This window comes from Streptomyces murinus, assembly GCF_002154555.1.
Taxonomy (GTDB): Bacteria; Actinomycetota; Actinomycetes; order Streptomycetales; family Streptomycetaceae; genus Streptomyces; species Streptomyces murinus.
Genome location: NZ_MUNF01000844.1, coordinates 1 through 2,060, shown reverse-complemented (window position 1 = coordinate 2,060; position 2,060 = coordinate 1). Strand labels below are relative to the sequence as shown.

Genomic DNA, 2,060 nt, shown 5'->3' with positions numbered 1-2,060 from the left:
GCCGCCCCCGTCGCCGTAGCCGGTGGGCGCGAGGGAGTGCCGGGCGCGGCCCTTCTCCCGGAAGTTGCGTGCGGCGTGGGCGAGTTCGGAGCCGTGCAGGGCGCAGTTGTAGGTGTCGACGGGCGGGAAGTGGGTGAGGATCCGGGTGCCGTCGATGCCCTCCCACTGGAAGGTGTGGTGCGGGAAGCTGTTCGTCCTCGACCAGGAGATCTTCTGCGTCAGCAGCCACTTGGCGCCCGCCGCCCGGATGATCTGCGGCAGACCGGCCGCGAAACCGAAGGTGTCGGGCAGCCACACCTCCTCGTTCTCCAGGCGGAACTCGTCCAGGAAGAACCGTTTGCCGTGCACGAACTGCCGGGCCATCGCCTCCGACCCTGGCATGTTGGTGTCCGCCTCCACCCACATCCCGCCGGTCGGCACGAACCGCCCCTTCGCCACCGCCTCGCGCACCCGCGCCCACACCTCGGGCCGGTGCTCCTTCACCCACGCCCACTGCTGCGCCTGGGACATGGCGAACACGAACTCCGGCCGGTCCTCGATCAGGGCGGTCATGTTGGCCGCCGTCCTGGCCACCTTGCGGACGGTCTCGCGCAGCGGCCACAGCCAGGCGGAGTCGATGTGCGCGTGCCCGACGGCGCTGATCCGGTGCGCGGAGGGCACGGCGGGCGCGGACCGGCCAGCTGTTCGCGGGCGCGGGCCGCCGTGCCGTTCACGTCCTGGAGGTCGACGGCGTCCAGGGAGCGTTCGACGGCGCACAGGATGTCGTACCGGCGCGCGGAGTCGACCGGCAGCTCGGCCATCAGTTCCCCGAGCACCTCCAGATCGAGGACCAACTCCCACACGGTGTCGTCGAAGACGGCGAGGTCCATGCGGCCGAGCGTGTACTGCGGAGCGCTCCCGGCGGTCTCCTTCTCGCCGAGGGGGGTGGGTCCGGGCCCGAAGACCAGCGGATTGGCGGCGGCCTCGATGTGCAGGCACACCCGCTCGCCGCCCGTGACGGGGGCCCCGATCCGCACCCACTGGTTGCGCGGGTTCAGGCCCTTCACCGGGGTGCCGTCGGGCCGGTGGACCAGGCCCTCGCACTGGAATCCGGGCAGGTCCTGCTCGAAGCCCAGGTCGAGCAGGGCCTCGACGGTCCGGCCCGCCCACGCCTTCGGCACGGTCCCGGTCACCCGGAACCAGCTGGTGCCCCAGGGGGCGCCCCACGGGGTGCCCACCTCGATCGGCCGGTGCTCGGCCGCGAGCCCCTCGGCGACCGGCACGGGCTCGCCGGGCGCGTGCCACACCGCGACCTGGAGCGGCACGGACTCGGGGTACACGGCCGGGCGGATGCGCTCGCTCAGGACACGGCGCAGGCGGTCCTCCACCAGAGTGCGGTCGTCATGCATACGGGATGCTCCCTGCCGGGTTCCGGTCGTCCACGGGTCGGGCTCGCCGCGGATTCACTGAGGTACGCATTCCCCTCCGACGGCCGCCGGACCCTCGACGTACCGTGCTCGACGGGGCACAGTTCTCCCTGCGCCCCTGTGCGTACCGGCGAGTAGCCGACGAGTGACCGAGGAGTGCCGTGGGGAACTGGGCCGGGCGGAGCGCCGCCGACATAGCCGCCGCCGTGCGGGAGAAGCGGGTGACGCCACGGGAGGTGGTGGCGGAGCACCTGGCGCGGATCGAGCGGTACGACGGGCGGATCGAGGCGTTCCGCACCGTACGGGCGCGGGCGGCGCTCGCCGAGGCGGACGAGGTGGGCTCGCGCGCCGATCTGGCCGAACTGCCCCTCGCGGGCGTGCCGGTGGCGGTGAAGGACAACCTGGCGGTGCGCGGCGAGGCCCATCGCGACGGCTCCGCCGCGACCCCGGACACCCCGGCGGCCGAGGACCATGTCACGGTGGCACGGCTACGCGCGGCGGGCGCGGTGGTCATGGGCCTGACGAACGTGCCCGAGCTGTGTGTCTTCGGTACGACCGAGGGGCCGTACGGCGCCTCCCGCAACCCCTGGGACACCACGCGCACGGCGGGCGGCTCCTCCGGGGGCAGTGCCGCCGCCGTGCGCGTGGTGTCCC

1 protein-coding gene and 1 pseudogene are annotated in these 2,060 nt (G+C 73.4%); one reads left to right on the top strand and one right to left on the bottom strand.

What is annotated here, in order from left to right; translation table 11 throughout:
• Positions 1 to 1,388, bottom strand: a pseudogene (locus tag CCN72_RS35730) (glycoside hydrolase family 38 N-terminal domain-containing protein); the annotation flags it as partial.
• Positions 1,389 to 1,567: 179 nt separating this feature from the next.
• On the opposite strand from CCN72_RS35730, the gene CCN72_RS35725 reads away from it, so the two are divergent.
• A partial coding sequence (locus tag CCN72_RS35725) for an amidase family protein (RefSeq protein WP_244174645.1) occupies positions 1,568 to 2,060 on the top strand: 493 nt, incomplete at its 3' end.